The organism is Flavobacterium weaverense (assembly GCF_003688495.1).
GTDB classification, from domain to species: Bacteria; Bacteroidota; Bacteroidia; order Flavobacteriales; family Flavobacteriaceae; genus Flavobacterium; species Flavobacterium weaverense.
In genome coordinates, this window is sequence record NZ_REFH01000007.1 from 274,352 (window position 1) to 292,148 (window position 17,797).

At 32.2% G+C, this 17,797-nt stretch carries 16 protein-coding genes and 2 tRNA genes; 13 read left to right on the forward strand and 5 right to left on the reverse strand.

Annotated elements, in window-relative coordinates; translation table 11 throughout:
• Window positions 1-84 precede the first annotated feature (84 nt).
• Entirely contained in the window at window positions 85-2,502 is a 2,418-nt protein-coding gene (locus BC961_RS01230; protein WP_121924040.1) for a DUF5916 domain-containing protein, read from the reverse strand.
• Window positions 2,503-2,636: 134 nt separating this feature from the next.
• Window positions 2,637-5,030, reverse strand: coding sequence for a DUF5916 domain-containing protein (locus BC961_RS01235; protein ID WP_121924041.1), 2,394 nt, complete (start codon window positions 5,028-5,030; stop codon window positions 2,637-2,639).
• A 188-nt stretch (window positions 5,031-5,218) separates the two neighbouring features.
• Here BC961_RS01235 and BC961_RS01240 point away from each other — a divergent pair, with 188 nt between their 5' ends.
• A complete protein-coding gene (locus BC961_RS01240; RefSeq protein ID WP_121924042.1) occupies window positions 5,219-5,941 on the forward strand; it encodes a murein L,D-transpeptidase catalytic domain family protein in 723 nt (240 codons plus the stop codon).
• 224 nt (window positions 5,942-6,165) lie between these two features.
• On the opposite strand, the gene BC961_RS01245 is transcribed toward BC961_RS01240, so the two are convergent.
• Complete coding sequence (locus tag BC961_RS01245; RefSeq protein WP_121924043.1) at window positions 6,166-6,606, reverse strand: GNAT family N-acetyltransferase; 441 nt, start codon at window positions 6,604-6,606, stop codon at window positions 6,166-6,168.
• 171 nt (window positions 6,607-6,777) lie between these two features.
• Between BC961_RS01245 and BC961_RS01250 the strand changes: the two genes are divergently transcribed.
• Together BC961_RS01250 and BC961_RS01255 are read left to right on the forward strand one after the other, a co-directional pair.
• Window positions 6,778-6,850, forward strand: a tRNA-Gly gene (locus BC961_RS01250).
• A 45-nt stretch (window positions 6,851-6,895) separates the two neighbouring features.
• Window positions 6,896-6,968: transfer RNA gene (locus BC961_RS01255), tRNA-Gly, on the forward strand.
• A gap of 39 nt (window positions 6,969-7,007) precedes the next feature.
• On the opposite strand, the gene pepE is transcribed toward BC961_RS01255, so the two are convergent.
• Window positions 7,008-7,715: a dipeptidase PepE gene (gene pepE / locus BC961_RS01260; RefSeq protein WP_121924044.1), complete on the reverse strand. Its 708-nt coding sequence runs from the start codon at window positions 7,713-7,715 to the stop codon at window positions 7,008-7,010.
• A gap of 147 nt (window positions 7,716-7,862) precedes the next feature.
• Between pepE and BC961_RS01265 the strand changes: the two genes are divergently transcribed.
• From BC961_RS01265 to BC961_RS01300, 8 genes are all read left to right on the forward strand, one after another.
• Entirely contained in the window at window positions 7,863-8,618 is a 756-nt protein-coding gene (locus BC961_RS01265) for a hypothetical protein (RefSeq protein ID WP_121924045.1), read from the forward strand.
• Entirely contained in the window at window positions 8,608-9,336 is a 729-nt protein-coding gene (locus tag BC961_RS01270; RefSeq protein WP_245980776.1) for a carboxypeptidase-like regulatory domain-containing protein, read from the forward strand. Before BC961_RS01265 ends, BC961_RS01270 begins: the two co-directional genes overlap by 11 nt.
• The gene (locus BC961_RS01275) at window positions 9,323-10,087 is read left to right on the forward strand and encodes a hypothetical protein (RefSeq protein WP_121924046.1); all 765 of its coding nucleotides are present in this window, start codon (window positions 9,323-9,325) and stop codon (window positions 10,085-10,087) included. Before BC961_RS01270 ends, BC961_RS01275 begins: the two co-directional genes overlap by 14 nt.
• 65 nt (window positions 10,088-10,152) lie before the next feature.
• Complete coding sequence (locus BC961_RS01280; RefSeq protein ID WP_245980778.1) at window positions 10,153-10,908, forward strand: hypothetical protein; 756 nt, start codon at window positions 10,153-10,155, stop codon at window positions 10,906-10,908.
• Window positions 10,905-11,408 (forward strand): DUF6702 family protein, encoded by a 504-nt coding sequence (locus BC961_RS01285; RefSeq protein ID WP_121924047.1) that lies wholly within the window; start codon window positions 10,905-10,907, stop codon window positions 11,406-11,408. Before BC961_RS01280 ends, BC961_RS01285 begins: the two co-directional genes overlap by 4 nt.
• 63 nt (window positions 11,409-11,471) lie before the next feature.
• Entirely contained in the window at window positions 11,472-13,715 is a 2,244-nt protein-coding gene (locus BC961_RS01290) for a M1 family metallopeptidase (RefSeq protein WP_121924048.1), read from the forward strand.
• Window positions 13,716-13,824: 109 nt separating this feature from the next.
• Window positions 13,825-14,226, forward strand: coding sequence for a Sec-independent protein translocase subunit TatA/TatB (locus BC961_RS01295; RefSeq protein ID WP_121924049.1), 402 nt, complete (start codon window positions 13,825-13,827; stop codon window positions 14,224-14,226).
• Window positions 14,226-14,798 carry a phosphatase PAP2 family protein gene (locus BC961_RS01300; protein WP_121924050.1) on the forward strand — a complete coding sequence of 191 codons (573 nt, stop codon included), beginning with the start codon at window positions 14,226-14,228 and terminating at the stop codon, window positions 14,796-14,798. Before BC961_RS01295 ends, BC961_RS01300 begins: the two co-directional genes overlap by 1 nt.
• A gap of 22 nt (window positions 14,799-14,820) precedes the next feature.
• Here the strand turns inward: BC961_RS01300 and BC961_RS01305 are convergent, their stop codons facing one another.
• Window positions 14,821-15,462, reverse strand: a complete 642-nt coding sequence (locus BC961_RS01305) for an O-methyltransferase (protein ID WP_121924051.1) — start codon at window positions 15,460-15,462, stop codon at window positions 14,821-14,823.
• Between the two features lie 81 nt (window positions 15,463-15,543).
• Between BC961_RS01305 and rlmN the strand changes: the two genes are divergently transcribed.
• The gene (rlmN, locus tag BC961_RS01310) at window positions 15,544-16,587 is read left to right on the forward strand and encodes a 23S rRNA (adenine(2503)-C(2))-methyltransferase RlmN (protein WP_121924052.1); all 1,044 of its coding nucleotides are present in this window, start codon (window positions 15,544-15,546) and stop codon (window positions 16,585-16,587) included.
• A 78-nt stretch (window positions 16,588-16,665) separates the two neighbouring features.
• Window positions 16,666-17,643, forward strand: a complete 978-nt coding sequence (locus BC961_RS01315) for a polyprenyl synthetase family protein (protein ID WP_121924053.1) — start codon at window positions 16,666-16,668, stop codon at window positions 17,641-17,643.
• Window positions 17,644-17,797 lie beyond the last annotated feature (154 nt).

A 17,797-nucleotide genomic window follows, 5' to 3' on the forward strand; every position in this document is an offset into this window, starting at 1 on the left:
TTAACTATTGTTGATTCAGAGATTAACAGGCCTGAAAAATAAACATTTGATTGTTAGCTTTTCTCTTTTTTACAGTTAATGCATTTAGAATTTATTCTTAATCTGATTGTAGTCTATAAAGTAGCGTACGCTTATTGAAAAAACGTGACTCAAAGCATCGTTGTTCAATAAATTAGTGACGTTGTTTCTAAAATCTTTATTGATATCTCTTTCAAATGCACCAGCGTTATTGCGATATAAAACTGATATTTGACTTCCAGGAGCGAACCACCATGAGTATGATAAATCTGTATTCCAGGAATAGAAACTTGAATTTTTATTTACGGTATAACCAGTGTAATCAGCTAATCGTCCATTTTGTTGTAGTGACAAAATATTTTTATTTTCAGCGTAAGACCAGTAATGTCTTAAAGATAGATTGAAGGACATTTTACTGTTTAAAGAGTATTTTCCAGAGAAACTATTAGCATACGTAATTACGTTTCTATTTGCATAAATAATGGTTGCTGGAGTTACTGGATCTAAGTCGTCCTTTAAACGGTCAATAAAACCTTTATCGTTATTGTCTCTGTAAAAATTGATATTATAATTTATCGATATTTTATCATTGAAACGATATCTAGGACCAAAAGCAAAGCCATAAGAATTTCGGCCCTCCTCGTTGTAAATTTGGTAAGAAGGATTAAAATCAACAGCAAAACTTTTATTATAGTCAGTAGAAATGTATAAAGACATATTTATTTTTGCTGGAGTGATCAAGTAACGATCAGCTGTTCTGGATTCATAATAATCGTACGTTTCAAGCGGATTCACATTTAGTCCCATGCCTAAAGAAAGATTCTTCTTAGTGCTCGAATTAATTTGGAAATTAATATCTCCAGACTGAATTTTTCCAGTTTCTTTTTGAAATTGTGAATAAGCATTTAACCTTGCAGTAAAACTATTGAAAATCTTAGTTGGATTTAAAATCCTATAACTTGTATTTCCATAAAAGCTGTAATAATTTGTCTCAAAATTTATTCCTAAATCATTGTTATCAAAATCTTTAGTAGTAATGTCGGCACCAATTCCGTAGCGATACTTTCCGCTTGTTTCTGAAAAGTTTAATTGAGAATTAATTCCTTTTTTATTGTCTGTAGCATTGATATAGCTGTATTTAAAATCGCCATTCAAGCTGTACGTATTTTTTTTAGTATTTAAATCCCAAACTAATGCACTAACATTTCCATCTCTAAACCCTCCGTTTCGCGTAACATTTGTATTTACAAACGCAATCGAGGAATTTTTGCGAAAGCGCTGATCTAATACTAAAACATTATAATTAGAGAGTGGTTCCACGACTTCTTTTCTAACGGTTTTGTTGTCGTTGTTTAGTATTGTTGCTGATGTTTTTTCGGTAACTGCATTTAGTATTCCTATTCCCAAACCATCCTTAGTTCTCCCCGATATTTTTAATGCATTGATGAGGTTGATGCTTGCAGGATTATCGATGATTTCTTCATTAGCTTCAATAGTGGGATAAACGGATGGATTTCCTCCAATTCTTCGAGAGTACACTAAATTTCCTTTACTAAACAAATCTGTACCTTCTGTAAAAAACGGTCTATTTTCATTAAACTGTTGCTCAAAAGGTCCTAAATTTAGAATTTGATCGTCATATTTTGTCTGTCCAAAATCTGGAACTAGAATCATATCAAGTGTGAAAGCATCATTTATTCCGTACTTTAAATCAAGACCGCCTTTTATTGTTCCAGTTGTTTTTTGGCGAGAATTTGCATTCACATAAAAAGATGAATAAGGTAAAAGAAATAGTCGAGTAGGAGGTTTTATATTTTCAATTCCCTCTAAAACACCTGATTGTTGGGTAAAAGTACCAAGCTTTGAATCGATGAAGTTCCAAGTATATTTTTGTCTGTCGCGCCTAATTTCTCTAAAGAAATTCAGCCCCCAAGTTTGCTTACTTTCTCCAGAGAATCGCAGTGCAGCATATGGAATGCGCATTTCCACAACCCAACCTACATCGGTAATTACAGCTTTACTGTTCCAAACCGCGTCCCAAGAGTAGTCTTCACCATTAGTATCTGTTGTAATACAATCTGCTTGACCATCTGCGGCATTGACAAAAAATTGAAAATCTTGTTGACCGTCATTGTATCCATTAATGAAAACGCCAAATAAATCAGAGGTCCCAAAATTATCTCTCTGCGTAATTTCTTTTAATATTTTTTGTGGATTTTCGTCATATAGCATCGCACCTATATAGATGGCATCGTTGTCATATAAAACCCGAATTTCAGTTTTCTTGCTATCTGGAATCTTTTTTCCATTATCAGGATCAAACATAATAAAGTCGGTTGCGATTTCCGCTGATTGCCAGATACTTTCGTCTAATTTTCCATCAATTTCAATTTTTTCAGAAATGAATTTAGTTTGTAAAACTTTTTTTTGGCTGTAGCCAAAGAGCGAAAATAGAAGGGAAATTGTTACGAGATACTTTTTCATGACACGATTGATTTGATTGATTGATGTATTTATGAAAAAACCAAAATAGCGCGAAAGGAAGAAAAGACCAGTTTACTGAATAGTTTGTTTTAATAGACTCGCTTTTCAGTTGAATGTTACACTTTAGTATTAAATTAAAATTTATTTTTAACAGAGTTGTAATCTATAAAATAGCGAACGCTTATTGAAAGCACATTGGTTAGATCGCTATTAAATATATTTTTAAGATTTCTTGAAAGATCTTTTTCTACTGTAGAAGCGCGTTCTAAGCCATAATTGCGATACAAAATAGAAAGCTCACTTCCTGGTGCAAACCACCAAGAATAGGATAGGTCAAAGTTCCAAGAATTAAAATTTCTATCCTTGTTTAAGTTGTAAGTTGTGTTTGGCGTCAAATAGCCATTGTTTTGTAAAGTTAAAAAATCATGGTTTTTAGAATATGACCAATAGTATCGTGCCGTCAAATTGATGGTCATTTTATTATTTAAAGAATATTTTCCAGTAAGATCATTTTGCAAGATTTCTCGATTTCTTTCTGTAAATACAGTTCCTAAATTATCAAAATCTACCCATCCACGATCGTTCTTCATTTTTGTATATTCTAAGGCATACGCAAGAGATAGTTTATCATTGAAGCGGTATTTTGGACTGGCGTAAAATCCGTGCGTCAATCTTTTATCCTCATCAAATTTTGTGAAATTAAAAGTCATATCTAATGTTAAAGCATTGTTTCTATTTAATTCGAAACCAAAGTAAGAAGCGACTCTTTTAGGAACATAAACATATCTGCCATACTCCCTTGGCTCGTAGAAATCAAATGTTTTTAATGGGTTAATAATTATTCCTAACTCAAAATAATCATTGCCCAAGAAAGTTCCTTTTAGCACTGTTTTATACCAACCTTCTTGAACTTTTCCGGTAGTGTTTTGAATTTCTAGATTTAGTTCTTGTTCAACTTTTAGAGTATTGAATACTTTAGTAGGGTTTAAAATACGGTAACTCCCATTTGCCAGAGCACCATGGTAATTAGTATAAAAAATTATCCCCAAATCATTAATATCATAGTTCTCTGAAATGTATTTTCCCGAAAGTAAATAACGATATCTTCCATTTGTTTTTTCGAAATTTAAGGCTGTTTTGTAGCCATTGTAATCTTTTATTGTGTTGACATGGCTAAATTTAAAATCTCCATATAAGTTATAAGTGTTCTCTTTTGTATTCAAATCAAAAACCAATGCGGTGGCGTTAGCATCTCTAAAATTTCCATTTCGTGTCGTATTGGCATTAATAAAGGATACAGACGAATTTTGATTAAATCGTTGATCAAGAACGATCATATTATAATTGGTCAGTGGTTCGATAACTTCTTTACGCGATTCATTAGTATCGCTATTAAATATAGTTGCTTTAGTTTTTTCGGTAACAGCGTTCAAAAAACCAATGCCCAATCCATTTTCTGTTCTACCCGATATTTTTACAGCATTTAGTAAATTAACAGTGCTGGGATAATTATTAATTTCTTCATTAGTAGCTGTTTCAGGTTCAGAGCTTGGTTCGCCACCAATTCTTCTAGAATAAAATAAGCCACCTTTATTAAATAAATCAGTGCCTTCTGTGAAGAAAGGTCTGTTCTCTTCAAATTTTTGTTCGAAAGGAAGTAAATTCAAAATAGCATTATCAAATTTTGTTTGGCCAAAATCAGGAACTAAAATCGCATCTAATGTAAATGAGTCATTGATACCATATTTAATATCTAATCCAGCTTTTAAAGTAGTGTCAGAACCAATGTCGCTCTGTTGATAATAAGCCGAAGTATAAGGTATTAAGAAAAGTCGAGTAGGGGTTTTTATATTTTCGATTCCTTCAAGAATTCCTGCTTGAGGTATCACGGCGCCAATTTTAGTATCTATATGATTCCAAGTGTATTTTTGAACATCGCGCTTAATTTCTCTCATAAAATTTAAGCCCCAAGTTTGTTTTTGTGATTTAGAAAAACGTAAAGCTGCGTAAGGAATTTTCATTTCAACGACCCAACCAAATTCTGTCAGCAATACTTCACTGTCCCAAATTGCATCCCATGTAAAATCCTCGAAATCTTCAGTTGCTAAACAGTCCATTTGAACACCGGCTGCGCTTACAAAAAACCTAAAATCTTGTTGTCCGTCATTGAATCCATTTATGTAAACAGAAAAATGATCAGAAACTCCAAAAACATCTCTATTCGTAATCTCTTTTTTAATTTTATTAGGTTCATCGTCGTATAATAACGCTGATATATAGATCGCATCATTGTCATACAACACTTTTACTTCTGTTTTTTTACTTTCGTTAATTGGCTTTCCATTATCTGGCTCAAACATTACAAAATTTGAAGCAACAGCAGCTGATTTCCAAATTTCTTCGTTTAATTTACCATCGATGGTTATGTCCTCTGTCGTAGATTTAGCTTGGAGTGTCTTTTTTTGACTGTAAAGATTAAAATTATATAATAGTAAAAAAAGCAGGCTTAGATAGCGAAAATATGACATATTTTAGTAGTTGAATCGAAACAAAAATAATAAAATTAACATAAGAATATCAGATTTAAAGGTGTTTAACTCAATAATAAATCATAATTTTCGTTATAAGAAGAATAAAGTTCTGTTAAATAGATTTTCATTTCTATTTTTTACCGTAAGTTTGCAACCCGAGTTAATTAGTAACTAAAAGAAAATCAATGATTTATACAATAATTCCTACTATTTTATTTGTACTTGCTTCAGTTATTCCTAACAACACAATATCTTCTGATACGAAGATTTCAAAACCCACCGTTTACGCTAAAACCTTAGAAACTACTGTTGAAGCTAAAATTGAAACTGCTTACAGTAATTTACACTCTAAAAAGTTTGCATTACCAAAATTAGAAAGCTTTGCCGTTGCTTTAAAGGGATATTATTCTTTAAAAGAAAAAGGCTTAATCAAGAAAGACATTCTTACTATAATCGATTTTAGTATGTCTTCAAATACAAAAAGACTTTGGGTTATTAATTTAATTACTGGAGATGTACTCTTTAATTCTTTAGTAGCTCATGGAAGAAATACGGGTGAGGAGTTTGCCTCTAATTTCTCAAATGCTAATGAATCTTTTAAAAGTAGTTTAGGATTTTATTCTACTGGCGAAATTTACAATGGTAAACACGGAATGTCACTTCGTCTTGACGGTTTAGAAAAAGGAGTGAATGATAATGCAAGAGCAAGAGGCGTAGTAATGCATGCAGCTGATTATGTTTCAGATTCTTTTATAAAAAACAATCATAGATTAGGAAGAAGTCAAGGTTGTCCTGCTGTTCCTAATGAATTATCTAAAGAGATTATTAGTATGATAAAAGACAAGTCATGTTTTTTTATCTATCATCCTTCTAGAGTTTCTAAATTTGGAACGAAATCACTTTCTTAATTAGAAACTGAGTTTTATAAGTCAGAAAGTACTCTTTCAAGGCACATTCAGATATACTTCATACAATTATAATTCCCTGTAGATTCTAGTTTAGATGCTAAATTAGAATTTATAGGGAATTTTTCATTATTGTAATTTTGATTTTTTTGGAAAATTGCCAAGTTCTTATTTCTGAAGTATTATCAGCAAATTTAAATATCGCGAGTTTCACGACACTGCAAACTCTATTTCAATTCTTTGTACATTACAACGTGCTCACCAACACCTGATATTTCAAAAGGTTCCCCTTTTATCTTGTATCCCATTTTTTTATAAAAACCAGTTGCTTCTTGTCTTGCGTTAAACCAAATTAAATCGGTTTTCTCTTCAGCACAAAATTCTTCAGCATTTTGAATTAACAGATCACCAAAACCTTTTTTCTGACTTTCTTTTAAAACTGCCATTCCCCGAATTTGAAATTGATTTTTCAAACTAAATAATTCGGTATTTGCTTTAAATAAAGACACTACTCCTGAAAGGTTTTCATCTTTATATAATCCAATATGAACGGTTGTTGGTAAATTATCTCCATCAAAAGTGCAAGTTTGGATAGGTTTTCCAATTCGAAGGACCAGATGTCGGACAGGAATTACTTCTAAAGCGGTTATTTTTCTTATATTTATCATCAGATTTTTAATTCTTTTTTAGTGCTTTTAAATTTATAATAATTTCATATTAAATTCTTTATGATTGTAAATGGCTTTATAGTAGCAAAGTTTAAAGTTTACTTTTAGACTTTTTCAAAAAAAAACTTGCATTCAAGCAAACTTATTAATTATATTTGCACCGTTGTTAATGCGAAAGTAGCTCAGTTGGTAGAGCTCCAGCCTTCCAAGCTGGTTGTCGCGAGTTCGAGCCTCGTCTTTCGCTCTAAATTTCAAATTTATTTTGAAATTTTATTTTACTGTTTATAATGCGAAAGTAGCTCAGTTGGTAGAGCTCCAGCCTTCCAAGCTGGTTGTCGCGAGTTCGAGCCTCGTCTTTCGCTCTAAAACCTCAAACTCTGTTTGAGGTTTTTTTGTTTTGTCTATTTTATAAAACTAAGATCTTTTCCACTTTCTAATTCCACAGGAGTATTGTTCTGCGTAAATAAACGCGCAGTTAAATTTCCTTTTAAAGTGATTTTATCTCCTTTTACATCAAGCCAACTTCCTTCTCGAAGTCCTAATACAGGAACTGAATTATAAGCATGGAATTCTTTAATTCTAGTTTCTCTTGTCTCGCCCATGTGATTCGAATTTAAGTCGGGATCTAAATAATGAGGATTTAAATTAAATGGAATTAAGCCTAGTGTTTGAAAACTTGGCGGATAAACTATCGGCATGTCATTTGTAGTTTGCATTGAAAGTCCGCATATATTACTGCCGGCGCTAGTTCCTAAATATGGAGTTCCATTCTTTACAGCTTCTGAAAGAGTTCTCACGATATTGTTTTTATACAATTGTGAAACAAGAACAAATGTGCTTCCTCCACCAGTAAAAATACCTTCGGCATTTTTAATTGCTAATGCTGCATCTTCAAATTCATGGACTCCAGTTACGTTTTTATTTATTTTGGCGAAAGCCAATGCAACTTTTGTTGTGTACTCCTCATGCGAAATTCCTCCAGGTCGAGCATAAGGTATAAATAGAATAGTATTGCAGTTTTTAAAATGTATTTCTAGCTCTGGTAATAAATAATCTAGAAAATCACCATTATTTATTGATGATGAGCTTGCGATTAATATGTTTTTCATTTTTATATTTCTTAATTTATGCTAAAGATAGAGATAAGGTTATTTTATTTCAAACTTTTAATTAACATTTTTTTACCAAGGCATTAGCAGTTAATTTAGAAGGCATTAGGATACTTTTACGTGCTATCAATTACAGCTTTTGAAACTATGATTAGAATTGTGTATTTATTTTTGGCTCTTGCATCAGCTAATATTTGGGCGCAACAAATGCCAAGAACACAATTGAAAGGTAAAGTTTTTGCTGAAATAGCTGCTTTAGATGGCATTTATGTAATAAATCAAAAAACCGAAAAGACTTCGATTACAAATCAAGAAGGTGAATTTACAACTTTTGCAACCGTGGGAGATACTTTGGTTTTTTCCTCGACACAATTTCGGGAAATGAGAATAGCTTTAACTAGTAAGGATTTTGAAGATAAGCTTGTCACTGTGAAAATGAACGCTGTAATAAATCAACTTGATGAGGTGATTGTAAGTAATAGAATTAATTCTGTTTCGATGGGAATAATTCCAAAAGGTCAGAGATCTTATACTCCGGCAGAACGAAGATTAAGCACGGCTACAAATTTAAATGCATCTGCAAATGTAGGTACAATGATGGGCGGGTCAATTTCTGCAGATCCATTGCTTAACTGGATTTCTGGTCGGACTAAGATGCTAAAGAAAGAATTAGAAGTTGAAAAAAAAGAATCCTACCTCAGACAGCTTGAAAATATGTTTGATGCAAATTTTTACGTCAACAAATTAAAAATCCCTTCAGAATACGTAAAAGGTTTTGAATATTATGCTGTGGAAAATGAAAGTTTTGTTACTATTTTAAAATCTAAAAATGTAGCTACCATAACTTTTCTAATAAGTGAATTAGCTATTAAATATAAAGAAATTATCGCGTGTGAAAATTAAAATTACATTACAGCTACTCTTTTTTTTAGTGTTCCATTTCGCCACTTCGCAAATAAGAGAAGTGAAGGAAATTAGCGGTTTAATAACTGCCGACTCCGTATCTGTGGAGCGGGTAAATATTGTAAATACTACAACTGAGAAAGCAACAATTTCAGATACCAATGGTAATTTTAAATTATTAGTTAGCGTAAATGACATCTTGATTTTTACGGCTGTTAATCTTGAAACTGTTCGAAAGAAAATTGTTTCAGAAGATTTAGTGAAGGATTTTTTGACCGTTAATATGATTTCTCGAAGTGTACTGCTGAAAGAAGTAGTAGTTAATGAAGCAACCATTTCCGCAGAGAGTTTGGGAATAATTCCATACGGACAGAAAAAATACTCAGCCGCCGAAAGAAAATTATATACGGCAACTTCTGGAAATGGAATAGATGGATTACTTAATACCATTTCTGGGCGAAAAGCGATGTTGAAAAAAGAGATTATTGTAGAGAAAAAGGAGCGACTCTTAGCTCGTATTGATGTGCTGTTTGAAGATCATTATTATCTCGAAACTTTAAAAATTCCTAAATTGTACATAAAAGGATTTCAGTATTACTGTGTAGAAGATGTTCCTTTTGCTAATGCACTTCGCGCTAAAAACAAAGCCTTAGTCATGTTTTTGATTGTAGAACTTGCTGAAACTTATAATGAAATAATTGCTGTTGAAATCAAGTAGAATTATAATTTTATTTTTCCTTCTAATCCGTCAAATTTCTTTTGGTCAGGTCGCTAATGAAAAAATGATTTATGGTAATATCATATTAGATTCTAATGATGCTAGTGCAGTGCATATACTAAACGTAGTAAATGGAAAAACAAGCGAAAATAACAAAGAAGGTTATTTTTATATTTCGGCTAAAATAAATGATGTCTTAGTTTTTACAGCAGAAAACTTAGAATCCCATCGGTTAAAAATCAATTCTACTATTTTTTTATCTGGAGAATTTTTTGTAAAAATGTTTCCTAAAACAATACAACTTAAAGATGTGGTTGTGAAAAAAAGTAATTTTTCGGCAGTGTCATTAGGTATTCTGTCTAAGGAACCTAAGAGATATTCTCCAGCTGAACGGAAATTACAAACTGCCGGCGATTTTAAACCTATAATGTTACTTAATTTGATAGGTGGTACGATGCCACTTGATCCGTTGATAAATAAGATTAATGGTAGAACAAAGAGATTAAAGAAGTTGGTGGCTCTAGAGCAGAAAGAAATTTATCTCAACAAGATTTCTGAATTGTATCCACGGGACTTTTTTACCAACACTTTAGGCATTTCCTCTAAGTACGTTAGTGGTTTTAAATATTATAGTGTCGAAAACGATGCTTTTTTGAAGGTGCTAACTTCTAACAATGCAGATGAAATTACTTTTTTTATGATTACATTAGCTAAGGAATATAAAGCACTTATCCTTATTGAAAAAAAATAAGTGCATCGTGATTTTTCCTAATAATAAATTTTCTCTAAAGGTATAAAACGTAAAACCACTCCAAAATGAAAAATAAAATCGGAATAATTTGTTTGATTTTCTTTACCCAATTAATTTTTGCTCAAAATGAAAATAGGAAACCCTTGCATGGTCAGTTTCAAAATGAAACTGCACTTGTCGATAATGGCTACGTTTTTAATTTAAATTCGAAAACTCGCACCTTTATAAGTAACCAAGGTTTTTTTGATATTTTGGCAAAAGCCAAAGATACTTTGCTAGTATCAAGTGCTACCTTTAAGTCGCGTAAAATCGTTCTTCAAGACAAAGATTTTTTAAAGCCATTATTAGTTCTCAACTTAGAATCGCAAACCACGATTCTTAATGAAGTTATTGTGAAAGGGAAAACAGAAATAAAGCCAGCAATTCCAAGTTCTCAAAAAATTGTTGATATGGAGTTTATCGATGATGTTCAATCTTCCCCTAAAAATAGAGCGATGCCATCTGATGGAACCATAGAAAACGGAATGGACTTTGTTCGAATGTTTAAAATGGTTTCTAAATTATTTAGAAAAGATAACGCTGAAAAGGCGGAGTCAATTTCACAACTAGGATTTGCTGATGCTGTTTCAAAAGGTGTAGATCGCTATTTTTTTACAAATACCTTGAACTTGAAAGTGGATGAAATTGGACTTTTTCTTGATTATTGTGAAAATGATCCAAAATCGAAAACATTATTAAAAGAAAAAGATGAATTTATGTTGATCGATTTTTTAATCACCAAGAATGAAGAGTTTAAAAGAATTACTAATTTTGAAAAATGAAAAAAACAATTTTAATTACATTTTTAGGTTTTTTATTTTTAACCCTTACTTCCTTTAGTGCGCATAAGTTCTACGTTTCGCTCTACCAAGTAAATTATGCTCCTGAAAAGAAGATGTTACAGATAACAGCAAGGTTATTTGTTGATGATGTGAATAACAGTATTGGAAAAAAGTATAAAAAGAAAATGAATCTAGGTTCTGAAACGGAAACGGTAGAGGATTTAAATTTGTTTAAAAAATATTTCAATGAAAAATTTTCTATCAAAGTAAATGGTCAACTTAAATCTGCCCAGTTCTTAAGCAAAGAAATGGAGGGAGATGTGCTTATTTGTTACTTCAGTATTAAAGATATTAACAAGGTAACTGGATTAGAAATTTACAATGCTATCATCACCGAAGGAAACTCAGAGCAGCAAAATATTATGCATTTTAATGTTTTAGGAGTGAAAAATACGTTGCTTTTTAGTGAATCATCATCTAAGGGCATGTTAAAATATTAATTATATAAGATAGATTTATATAAAATTGTTATTTTCACAGATTGAAAAACCAGATTTAAACCTATGAGAAAATTATCCTTATTATTATTTCTTCCGGCACTATTGTTTGCTCAAGAAAAAACACCTGCATCTGCTACTAAAGAACCAGGCAGATACGACAACAATAAGTTCAGTCAAATGTATGATTTGTTAGCAACTCCTAACATGTTTCGTACTGCATCTGGAGCGCCAGGTCCAGCATATTATCAACAACAAGCTGATTACAAAATAGACATTGAGCTAGATGATAAAAATTCTAGCATCAAAGGTTCTGAGGTAATTACATATCATAATAATTCTCCAGACACTTTGGAGTATTTATGGATACAGTTAGACCAAAATCAAGCAGCAAAAACTTCTGAAACACCTTTAGCAGATAGCCAAAGAATGGAGCAGGTTTTTCCAGCATCAAATTTTGCTAATAAATTTTTGAAACAAGATTTAGATCGAGGATTTAATATTGAGTCGGTAAAAGATATAAAAGGTAGCCCATTGTCTTACACGATTAATCACACAATGATGCGTATTAATTTAGTAACACCTATGAAACCTGGAGAGAAAATCTCTTTTTCGATTAAGTGGAATTACAACATCAATAACTACAGAGTAGAAGGTGGTCGTTCAGGGTATGAATTATTCGAGAAAGATGGTAACAAACTTTATGTAATTGCTCAGTTTTATCCAAGAATGGCCGTTTATAACGATGTTGAAGGATGGCAAAATATGCAATTCTGGGGAACAGGTGAATTTACATTGCCTTTCGGTAATTTTGATGTAAACATTACAGTTCCAGCTGATCACGTTATGGAAGCTACTGGTGATTTAATGAACAGAAGTGAAGTTTTCACGCCTGAGCAAGTAAAAAGATATGAGTTGGCATTGAAAACGTACGACAAGCCAGTTGTTATTGTTACTCAAGCGGAAGCGGAAGCAGCTGAAAAAGGATTCTCAAACAAGAAGAAAACTTGGAAGTTTAGTGCTAAGAATGTAAGAGATTTTGGTATTTCTACTTCGAGAAAATTCATTCTTGATATGATGGCTGTGAAGTTAAGTGAAAGGTCAGTAATGGCAGTTTCTATATATCCTAAGGAAGCAAATCCTTTTTGGGGTGAAACAGCAACACGTACTGTAGCGCACACATTGAAAAGCTACTCGTCACATACTTTTGATTATCCTTATCCAAAAGCTGTTTCAGTATCTGCAGAAGATCAAGGAATGGAATATCCTATGATTTGCTGGAATTACGGTCGTCCTGATGAAAATGGGGTGCTAAGTGAGCGTATTAAAAATGGAATGATTGGAGTTACAATCCACGAAGTAGGACACAACTTTTTCCCAATGATTGTAAACTCTGATGAGCGTCAATGGTCATGGATGGATGAAGGATTGAATACATTTTTACAATATGTAGCTGAACAAGAAATGGGAACAAACTTCCCTTCAAGTCGTGGTCCTGCTAGTAAAATCGTTCCTTACATGAGTGGAGATCAAAAATTCTTAGAACCTATCATGTCTAACTCTGAAACTATAGCTCAGTTTGGTGCAAACGCTTACGGTAAGCCTGCAACAGGATTGAACATTTTGAGAGAGACAATTATGGGAAGAGAATTGTTTGACCATGCCTTCAAAATTTACGCAAATAGATGGAAATTCAAGCATCCTACACCAGAAGACTTTTTTAGAACTATGGAAGATGCTTCTGCAGTAGATTTAGACTGGTTTTTTAGAGGATGGTTTTACTCAACTGATTTTGTAGATATTGGAGTTAAAGATGTAAAACAATATTTTGTAACTGAAACGCCTACAAAAGAATTGAAAGACGCTATTGTTAAAAGAGGTCGATTTGGCGAAGAAAAAGGTCCTTTTGTATATTTAGTTGCAAGTACAAGCGGAGAATTATCTTCTAAAAATAAGAAAGCGTTAAAAATTGAAGATGTTAATTTACTTTCAGACTATGTGAACACAAAGTTTACTGCCGAAGAAAAATCAAAATTAAAATCTCCTAAGTTTTTCTACGAAGTAGAGTTCAATAAACCAGGTGGAATGCTAATGCCTATCATTGTTGAATTAACTTATGAAGATAATACAACTGAGATGTTCAAATATCCAGCACAAATTTGGAGAAAAAATAATGATACCGCTAAGAAAGTATATGCTACTGAAAAAGCAATCAAGAAAATCCAAATAGATCCAAAATTAGAAACAGCTGACATCGATGTCACTAATAACACTTGGCCAAAACAAGAAGTAAAATCTAAATTTGACTAAGCAATTATAAAATCTAAAAAGACTCTGAAAAGAGTCTTTTTTTTTATGAAATATTTAAAAGTAGCAGGTTCAAAAATTGGTATCTTTGTAGCAATAAAAAACAAAATATATGTTTGGTATAGGTGGAGGGGAATTAATTTTCATCATGTTTATAGTTTTAATGCTTTTTGGGTCTGATAAAATACCTGAAATTGCACGTACAATGGGTAAAGCAATGGCGCAACTTAAAAACGCCACAAACGATATTAAAAGCGAAATTCAAAAGGGTGCAGATAATAGTGGTTTTGACGCTAAAACGTTAGGAGATTTACGAGTTAATTTAACTAGTGAAGTTACTAAGATGAAGGAAAATCTTTTAGGTGATACTTCCCAGTTTCATGACATGGCTGGAAATATTACTTCTGAAATAAATAAAGCTAAAGATAATATGTTAGGAGATGTAAACGCCTCGGTGGAATCAACCAAAGAAATTATTGATGATATTCCAGGACCTATAAAACGTCAAATGTAATGTTGGAAAAATTACTTTCTTTAGATACTGATTTATTACTTTTTTTAAATGGTTTAGGTTCGCCAGCTTACGACGGACTTTGGTTGTTTATAACAAAACAAAGCAATTGGATTCCTTTGTTCTTATTGTTGTTATATGTCATATTTAAAAAATTAGGAGCAAAGCAAACTTTGTATCTACTTCTATTTGTTGCTCTTTTAGTGACTTTTACGGACCAAATGACAAATGTATTCAAGAATGGTTTTCAGCGTTTACGACCGTGTAACAATCCTGAAATCAACACGATTTTGCGTGTAGTGCAAGTTAGAAGATCTTTTAGTTTCTTTTCTGGGCATGCATCAAACTCAATGGCTGTTGCAACCTTGCTATATTTTACTTTAAGATCTTACTTTAAGTATTTTGGTTTGATTTTTATATGGCCATTTATTTTTGCTTACAGTAGAATTTATATAGGATTACACTATCCACTAGATATTCTAACGGGCTATTTATTTGGTGCTATATTTGGATTTTTGATGTTTAAAATCTATCGCGCAGCACAACAAAAGTATTTTCCAAAGCCTATCTTATAACTTTTCGAATTTTCTATTTTATCTATAAAATCCGACTTACGGTCAAGCCATCACGAATAGGAAGTAATACAGTTTCTACTCTAGGATCGTTTTTTAGTAAGTCATTATATTCCATTATTATTTTTGTGCTCAAATCATTTGGATTTACTTGTTCAAGAACTTTACCACTCCACAAAACATTATCAGACAAAATAATCCCTCCTTTATTCATTTTTGGTAAAATCAATTCAAAATAGTTGAGATAATTTTCTTTGTCTGCATCGATGAACACTAAGTCAAATTTCCGTTCTAACGTTGGAATTATAGAAACTGCTTCTCCCAAATGCTGAAAAATCTGTTTTCCCCATGGAGATTTATTGAAGTGTTTTCTTTGAAAGTCAACTAATTCTTCTTTAATATCAATTGTATGTAGCGTTCCGTTTTCTTGCATTCCTTCACACAAGCATAGTGCTGAATAGCCAGTATATGTGCCAATTTCTAGAATATTCAGTGGTCGAATAAGTTTTGCTAACATACTTAAAACTCTACCTTGAAAATGCCCGCTCAACATGCGAGGAAGTAGTATTTTCTGATATGTTTCTTTATTTAACGCTGCTAATAATTCAGGTTCTTTTTCAGAATGTTGCTCAATGTAATCTTCTAGTTCTTGGGATATGAAATGCATTATTTTAATTATTTTCAATTGTCGACAAAGTTATCAAATTATCAAATCAACAAATCAAGAAATTGTCATTAAATTTGCAGCATGGAAATTGATAAAAAAGACATACGAGCCTTATCTAAAGAAGCATTGAGAGAGTTTTTTGTTACGCACGGCGATAAAGCTTTTCGTGGGAATCAAGTTTACGAATGGCTCTGGAGTAAAGGCGCACATAGTTTTGATGATATGACAAATGTTTCAAAAGAAACAAGAAATATGTTAGAAGCTAATTTTGTCATCAATCATATCAATGTAGATACGATTCAACGCAGTGAGGACGGAACTGTAAAAAATGCTGTCCGATTACATGATGGTTTAGTGGTTGAATCGGTTTTAATTCCAACAAATACCAGGACAACGGCTTGTGTATCTAGTCAAGTAGGTTGTAGTTTAGATTGTAATTTTTGTGCGACAGCGCGACTTAAAAGAATGCGTAATCTAGAGCCAGCTGAAATTTATGATCAAGTAGTAGCTATAGATAAAGAAAGTAGATTGTACTACAATCATCCTTTATCTAACATCGTTTTTATGGGAATGGGTGAACCGCTCATGAACTATAATAATGTGTTGAAAGCAATTGAAATGATCATTTCGCCAGAAGGTTTAGGGATGTCTCCAAAAAGAATTATGTTATCAACTTCGGGAGTTCCAAAGATGATTAAAAAATTAGCTGACGATGATGTGAAATTTAAATTAGCAGTATCGCTACATTCTGCTATTGATGAAATTCGCTCGCGAATAATGCCTTTTAGCGCTAATTTTCCGCTTGCAGATTTACGTGAATCATTAGAATATTGGTACAGAAAAACTAAAAGTAAAATTTCATACGAATATGTTGTTTGGAAAGGAATTAACGACAATAAAGAATCAATAGATGCATTAGTTAAATTTTGCAAATACGTTCCTTGTAAAGTGAATTTGATTGAATACAACCCAATTGATGATGGCGAATTTCAACAAGCTTCAGAGGAATCTATAAATGCTTACATAAAAGCATTAGAAACCAGCGGAATTGTTGTAAAAGTTAGACGAAGCCGTGGAAAAGATATTGATGCTGCTTGTGGCCAACTTGCAAATAAAGAAGCTTAATTTTTTTCTTTTTAAATAAGCTCTAAAACAAGGAAAGCAGTTGTAAGATTGTAGGCTAAAAACGTATCTTTGGCCTTAATGAATATTACTTCACAAATAAAACAGCCCATTTTCAAAGAAATGGAACTTTTCGAGAAAAAGTTCTATCAATCGATGACCTCACAAGTGGCTTTGCTGAACAGAATCACCTATTATATTGTCAACAGAAAAGGGAAGCAAATGCGACCGATGTTTGTTTTTCTAACGTCAAAAATGGTTTCAGCAGGAATTGTAAATGAGCGAACTTATCGTGGAGCGTGCGTTATAGAATTAATTCATACCGCGACCTTAGTTCATGACGATGTAGTAGATGACAGTAATAGACGAAGAGGTTTTTTCTCAATTAATGCACTTTGGAAAAATAAAATTGCAGTATTAGTTGGAGATTATTTATTATCAAAAGGACTTTTACTTTCTATAGATAATGGCGATTTTGATTTGCTTCGAATAATTTCTGTTGCGGTGCGTGAAATGAGCGAAGGAGAATTACTTCAAATTGAGAAAGCGCGAAGACTTGATATTACTGAAGAGGTTTATTACGATATTATTAGAAAAAAGACAGCGACACTTATTGCTGCTTGTTGTGCTCTTGGTGCAAAATCTGTAATTGAAGATGATGCTCAAGTAGAAAACATGAGAAAATTTGGCGAACTCATTGGAATGGCATTCCAAATCAAAGATGATTTATTTGATTACACTGATGAAGCTATTGGGAAACCGACAGGAATTGATATTAAGGAGCAAAAAATGACATTGCCACTAATTCATGTTTTGAATACTTGTACTTCAAAAGAAAAAAGCTGGTTGATCAATTCTATTAAAAATCATAATAAAGATAAAAAAAGAGTAAGAGAAGTTATTGCTTTTGTTAAAGACAATAATGGTTTACTTTATGCGGAAGACAAAATGATTGAATTTCAGCAAGAAGCACTTTTACTATTGAATAATTACCCAGATTCTGAGTATAAAGATGCTCTGATCTTAATGGTTAATTACGTAATTGAACGAAAAAAGTAAATCAGAATATTGATAAAATGAAAAATTCTTTAAATTTTTCATTTTATTTTGATTTTTAATTCACTTATAATGAGTTGGTTAATTTCTTTCGTTAACTAATTTTTAAATATTTTAATTCTACATGCAACCTTTTTGCATCTATTCTCGTCTATGT